Genomic DNA, 6,165 nt, shown 5'->3' on the forward strand with positions numbered 1-6,165 from the left:
TCCTCCGGCAGGTCGTCCGTGGCCGTGGCCCAGACGTCCTTCCCCGCACTGTTCTCCCGCCAGAAACGCGCCCCATAGGCGGCTGCCGCGGCGCTGACCACGAGGGCCACGCGTGCCAGTCGACCCATGGGAAGACCTCCGGAGACGAACGGAGCCCCAGCGGACCGGGGCTCTGTGTGGTGGGAGTGGGCGTACCAAGACTTGAACTTGGGACCTCTTCGTTATCAGCGAAGCGCTCTAACCGCCTGAGCTATACGCCCTCACCGTCGCTCACGGCTGACGCCGTTCACAACAGGAGATGACTGTACAGGAACGCCGACGCCCCGCGCAAATCCGCGCGGGGCGTCGTCGAGGGTCTGCTCAGTCGTCCGTCAGCGTGACGCCGAGGCCGCCCACGAGGCTCGCGCAGAGGTTGTAGAGCAGCGCGGCCACGGTGGCCAGGGCGGTCAGCAGGATGACGTTGACCACGGCCAGCACGGTGGCCAGCGAGGTCACGGTGCTCAGCGGGGCCAGGGACGCCACGGTGTAGCGCCCGGCCTCGGAGCCGAGCACGGTGCCGATCACGTCGTTGACCCTGTCGAAGATCCCGAGGACGTCGGACAGCGAGTACAGCGCCACCGCCGCCACCACCGTGAGGATGCCCAGCGCCACCGAGAGCAGGAACGCCAGCTTCAGCACGGACCACGGGTCCACCCGGGTCAGGACCAGGCGGGCGCGGCGCACCTTGGCCTTCGGGACGGCGCGGACCAGGTCCTCCTGCGAGGACCCGCTGGCCTTGCGCACCGGGCGGCCGGACCGCGGCTCGGCGGCCTTCCCGGTGCTCCGCCCCTGGCCGGGACGCGACGACGCGGACGTGCTCACTGCTCTCCTCCGTCTGCACCCTCACCGGCGTCCTGCGTCAGGGCGTCCTCCGGTGCGGCTACGGGGTCGGTCGGGTCGATGTCTGCGTCCAAGGGTACATCCGGCCCCGCCTCGGCCTCGGCGTCCGCCTTCGCCTCCATCTCCTGCTCATTGTTCAGGGTGACGGCGACGATCCGGTCCCGCTTGTCCGGCTTGGCGAAGATCACGCCCATCGTGTCGCGGCCCTTGGCCGGCACGCCGGCGACGGAGGAGCGCACCACCTTGCCCGAGGCCATCACCACGAGGACCTCCTGGTCCTCGCGCACCACGAGACCGCCGGCGAGCTCGCCGCGGTCGTCCACGAGCTTGGCGACCTTGATGCCGAGGCCGCCGCGGTTCTGCAGGCGGTACTCGTCCACGTGGGTGCGCTTGGCGAAGCCGCCGTCCGTGACGGTGAAGACGTAGCCGTCCTCCTCCACCACGTCCATGGTCAGCAGGGAGTCGTCGTCGCGGAACTTCATGCCCGTCACGCCCGAGGTCGCACGGCCCATGGGACGCAGCGCCTCGTCCGTGGCGGTGAACCGCAGGGACTGGCCCTTGTGCGAGATCAGGATGAGGTCGTCGTCGGGCGAGACCACGCGGGCCGAGACCAGCTCGTCCCCCTCACGCAGCTTGATGGCGATCAGGCCGGCGGTGCGGTTCGTGTCGTAGTCCAGCAGCGGCGTCTTCTTCACGAGGCCGCCGCGCGTGGCGAGCACGAGGTACGGGGCCCGGCCGTAGTCCACGAGCGGCTGGATCTGGGCGATCCGCTCGTCCGGCTGGAACGCGAGCAGGTTGGCCACGTGCTGGCCCTTCGCGTCGCGGCCGGCCTCGAGCAGCTCGTACGTCTTGATGCGGTACACGCGGCCGAAGTTCGTGAAGAACAGCAGCCAGTGGTGCGTGGACACGGTGAGGAAGTGCTCGACGACGTCGTCGCCGCGCAGCGTCGCCCCGCGCACGCCCTTGCCGCCGCGCGCCTGGGACCGGTACTGGTCGATCCGGGTGCGCTTGACGTAGCCGCCGCGGGTGATGGAGACGACCATCTCCTCCTCGGGGATCAGGTCCTCGATGGACATGTCCCCGTCGAAGCCGGCCATGATCTCGGTGCGGCGGTCATCGCCGTGCTTGGCCACGATCTCGGCGAGCTCCTCGGAGATGACCTCGCGCTGACGCTGCGGGGACTCCAGGATCCGGTTGTACTCGGCGATCTTCGCCATGAGGTCGTCGTACTCGTCCTGGATCTTCCGGGACTCCAGGGCGGCGAGCTGGCGCAGCTGCATCTGCAGGATGGCCTGGGCCTGGACGTCGTCGATGTCCAGGAGCTCCTTGAGGGCCTCGCGGGCCACGTCCGCCGAGGCCGAGCGGCGGATGGTCGCGATGACCTCGTCCAGCATGTCCAGGGCCTTGAGCAGGCCGCGCAGGATGTGCGCGCGCTCCTCGGCCTTGCGCTTGCGGAACGCGGTGCGGCGCACGATCACGTCGATCTGGTGCTTCACCCAGTGGTGCACGAAGCCGTCCAGGGACAGGGTGCGCGGCACGCCGTCCACGAGCGCGAGCATGTTGGCCGAGAAGTTCGACTGCAGCTCGGTGTGCTTGTAGAGGTTGTTCAGCACCACCTTGGCGACGGCGTCGCGCTTGAGCACGATCACCAGGCGCTGGCCGGTGCGGCCGGAGGTCTCGTCGCGCATGTCCGCGATGCCGTTGATCTTGCCGTCCCGCACCATCTCCGCGATCTTCGCGGCGAGGTTGTCCGGGTTGGTCATGTAGGGCAGCTCGGTGACCACGAGGCACGTGCGGCCCTGGATCTCCTCCACGTTGACCACAGCGCGCATGGTGATGGGGCCGCGGCCGGTCCGGTAGACCTCCTCGATGCCCTTGCGGCCCAGGATCTGCGCGCCCGTGGGGAAGTCGGGGCCGTGCACGCGGGCCAGGAGCGCCTCGAGCAGCTCCTCGCGGGTGGCCTCGGGGTGCTCGAGGTACCACTGCACACCCGCGGCCACCTCGCGCATGTTGTGCGGCGGGATGTTCGTGGCCATGCCGACGGCGATGCCCGAGGAGCCGTTGACCAGCAGGTTCGGGTACCGGGCGGGCAGGACGACGGGCTCCTGCTGCTTGCCGTCGTAGTTGTCCTGCATGTCGACGGTGTCCTCGTCGATGTCCCGGACCATCTCCATGGCCAGCGGGGCCATCTTGGTCTCGGTGTAGCGCTGGGCGGCCGCCCCATCGTTGCCCGGGGAGCCGAAGTTGCCCTGGCCGAGCGCCAGAGGGTAGCGCTGGACCCAGTCCTGGATGAGGCGCACGAGGGCGTCGTAGATCGCGGTGTCGCCGTGCGGGTGGTAGTTGCCCATCACGTCGCCCACCACGCGGGCGGACTTGTTGAACGCGCGGTCCGGGCGGTAGCCGCCGTCGTACATCGCGTAGAGCACGCGACGGTGCACGGGCTTGAGGCCGTCGCGCACGTCCGGCAGCGCGCGGCCGACGATCACGGCCATCGCGTAGTCCAGGTACGAGCGCTTCATCTCCGACTCGAGGTCGACGGGCTCGACCTTGTCGGCGGCGCCCTCGGGGAGCACGTAGTGCTCGACCTCGATGTCCAGGCCGGTCTGCGGGGGCTGCGGGGTCGGGGCGCCCTCGACGGGCTCGTCCGGGGTCTGGGGGGTGGTCTCGTCGCTCACGCGGGTCCTCTCGTGCTCCCCGCGACGGCGGGGAGGGTGGTCGGCTCAGGCAGGTCTGCGGGTCCGGCTCAGACGTCCAGGAAGCGGATGTCCTTGGCGTTCTGCTGGATGAAGGTGCGGCGGGACTCCACGTCCTCGCCCATGAGCATGGAGAAGACGGCGTCCGCGGCGGCGGCGTCCTCCATGGTCACCTGCAGCAGGGTGCGGTGCTCCGGATCCATGGTGGTGTCCCAGAGCTCCTGGTAGTTCATCTCGCCCAGGCCCTTGTAGCGCTGCACGCCGTTGTCCTTGGGGTAGCGCCAGCCCTTGGCCAGGCCGGCCTCGACGGCGGCGTCGCGCTCCTCGTCGGAGAACACGTAGTCGTGCGGGGCGTTGGACCACTTGATGCGGTACAGCGGCGGCTGCGCGAGGAACACGTGGCCGGCCTCGATGAGCGGGCGCATGTACCGGAACAGCACGGTCAGCAGCAGCGTGGTGATGTGCTGGCCGTCCACGTCCGCATCCGCCATGAGCACGATCTTGTGGTACCGCAGCTTGGAGATGTCGAACTCCTCGCCGATGTTGGTGCCGAACGCCGTGATCATCGACTGGATCTCGGCGTTGCCGAGGGCCTTGTCCAGGCGGGCGCGCTCCACGTTCAGGATCTTGCCGCGCAGCGGCAGGATGGCCTGCGTCTCCGGGTTGCGGCCCTGCTTGGCCGAGCCGCCGGCGGAGTCGCCCTCCACGATGTACACCTCGCAGCGCTCGGGGTCCTTCGAGGAGCAGTCGGCCAGCTTGCCGGGCATGCCGAAGGACTCCAGCGGGGACTTGCGGCGCGCGTTGTCCCGGGCCTTGCGGGCGGCCAGGCGGGCGTGCGAGGCCATGATGGCCTTGCGGATGATCTCCTTGGCCGGGCCCGGATTGCGCTCGAACCAGTCGCCGAGGTGGTCCGTGACCGCCTTGGACACGAACCCGCGGGCCTCGGAGTTGCCGAGCTTGGTCTTGGTCTGGCCCTCGAACTGCGGCTCGGAGAGCTTCACGGAGATCACGGCGGTCAGGCCCTCGCGGATGTCCTCGCCCGTGAGGTTGTCCTCCTTGGGCTTGAGGATCTCCTTCTCCCGCGCGTAGCGGTTGACCAGGGAGGTCAGCGCGGCGCGGAAGCCCTCCTCGTGGGTGCCGCCCTCGTGGGTGTTGATCGTGTTCGCGTAGGTGTGCACGGACTCCGAGTAGGCGGAGGTCCACTGCATGGCCACCTCGACGGCCATGGAGCGGCCGTCCGAGACGTCCTCGGCCTCGAAGGCGATGACGTCGTCGTGGACGTACTCGACCTTCTTGGCGGAGTTGAGGTGCTGGACGTAGTCGAGCAGGCCGTTCTCGTACAGGTAGGTGACGGAGCGGCGCTGGGGCTCCTGCTCCGCGTCCTCCGCCAGGCCGTTCTCCGCGACGTCCTCACCGGCGGCGCCCTCGCCCGCGATCTCGTCGTCGACGACCTCGTTGGACTCCTGGACGCGCTCGTCCGTGAGGGTGATGCGCAGGCCCCTGTTGAGGAAGGCCATCTGCTGGAAGCGGGCACGCAGGGTCTCGTAGTCGAACTCGATCGAGTCGAAGATCTCCGGGTCCGGGTAGAACGTCTGCACGGTGCCCGTGGCGTCCGTGGCCTCCCCCTTCACCAGCTCGCCCTGGGGCACGCCGCCGTCCGCGAAGGACAGGTGCCACACGTGCCCCTGACGGCGGACCTCGGTGTCCACGCGGCGGGAGAGCGCGTTGACCACGGAGATGCCTACGCCGTGCAGGCCGCCCGAGACGGCGTAGCCGCCACCGCCGAACTTGCCGCCGGCGTGCAGGATCGTCATGACGACCTCGACGGTCGGCCTCCCCTCGGTGGGGTGCAGGTCCACGGGGATGCCGCGGCCGTCGTCCGCCACGCGCACGCCGCCGTCGGCCTGCAGTGTGACGTCGATGCCGGTGGCGTAGCCGGCCAGCGCCTCGTCCACGGAGTTGTCCACGACCTCGTACACGAGGTGATGCAGGCCCCGCGGCCCGGTGGAGCCGATGTACATGCCGGGGCGCTTGCGGACGGCCTCGAGGCCCTCGAGCACGGTGATGGCGCTGGCGCCGTACTCACCGGGCACCTTCCGGTCCTTCACCGGGGCCTCGGGCTGCCCGACGGCGTCCGGCACGGCCTCCGGGTTCGGCGCGGCCGACGCGGCGGTCGGCTCCTCCGCGGGGTTCTCGGGCATGGCGTCAACCACGGGTGGCTCACTTCCTCGGACGTCGGCGGCAGGGTCGACCCGCGCGCAGGCGCGCCCCGCCGCCCGGACATAACCGGCACGCGACACGCTCCCGCAGATCCACGGGGGCGGGGGACGGACGACGGCCGGCCCCCTTTCACTGGTCCCAGTGTACCGCCTGGCACCCCGAGGGCCCGCATCGACGGGGGTCCGCCGCGGGAGAACACCCGCTCAGCGGCCAGGGACACGGCTCAGGACGTGCGCAGGAGACCGCCCATGCCTCCCGGGCCGTCACCGACCCTGTGAGCGCGCCAGAGCGGCGCCCATGGCCTCGCCGCGTCCGGGACGCCGTCGTGCGCCGCGGGGGGCAGCCCGGGACTCAGCCGTAGGTGTCGCGCGGC

3 protein-coding genes and 1 tRNA gene are annotated in these 6,165 nt (G+C 70.3%); all 4 read right to left on the bottom strand.

Annotated features, from left to right (window positions below; genetic code table 11):
- Positions 1-186: 186 nt before the first annotated feature.
- The 4 genes from HMPREF3105_RS04785 to gyrB all read right to left on the bottom strand — a co-directional run bounded on the left by HMPREF3105_RS04785 (position 187) and on the right by gyrB (position 5,773).
- Positions 187-260, bottom strand: a tRNA-Ile gene (locus tag HMPREF3105_RS04785).
- 100 nt (positions 261-360) lie between these two features.
- The gene (locus HMPREF3105_RS04790) at positions 361-861 is read right to left on the bottom strand and encodes a DUF3566 domain-containing protein (RefSeq protein WP_010079768.1); all 501 of its coding nucleotides are present in this window, start codon (positions 859-861) and stop codon (positions 361-363) included.
- Positions 858-3,554, bottom strand: a complete 2,697-nt coding sequence (gene gyrA / locus HMPREF3105_RS04795; protein ID WP_020624431.1) for a DNA gyrase subunit A — start codon at positions 3,552-3,554, stop codon at positions 858-860. The genes HMPREF3105_RS04790 and gyrA overlap by 4 nt, the downstream gene beginning before the upstream one ends.
- Positions 3,555-3,622: 68 nt before the next feature.
- Positions 3,623-5,773 carry a DNA topoisomerase (ATP-hydrolyzing) subunit B gene (gene gyrB, locus HMPREF3105_RS04800; protein WP_178329116.1) on the bottom strand — a complete coding sequence of 717 codons (2,151 nt, stop codon included), beginning with the start codon at positions 5,771-5,773 and terminating at the stop codon, positions 3,623-3,625.
- Positions 5,774-6,165: the final 392 nt, after the last annotated feature.

Source organism: Micrococcus sp. HMSC31B01 (genome assembly GCF_001816085.1).
GTDB lineage: Bacteria > Actinomycetota > Actinomycetes > Actinomycetales > Micrococcaceae > Micrococcus > Micrococcus luteus.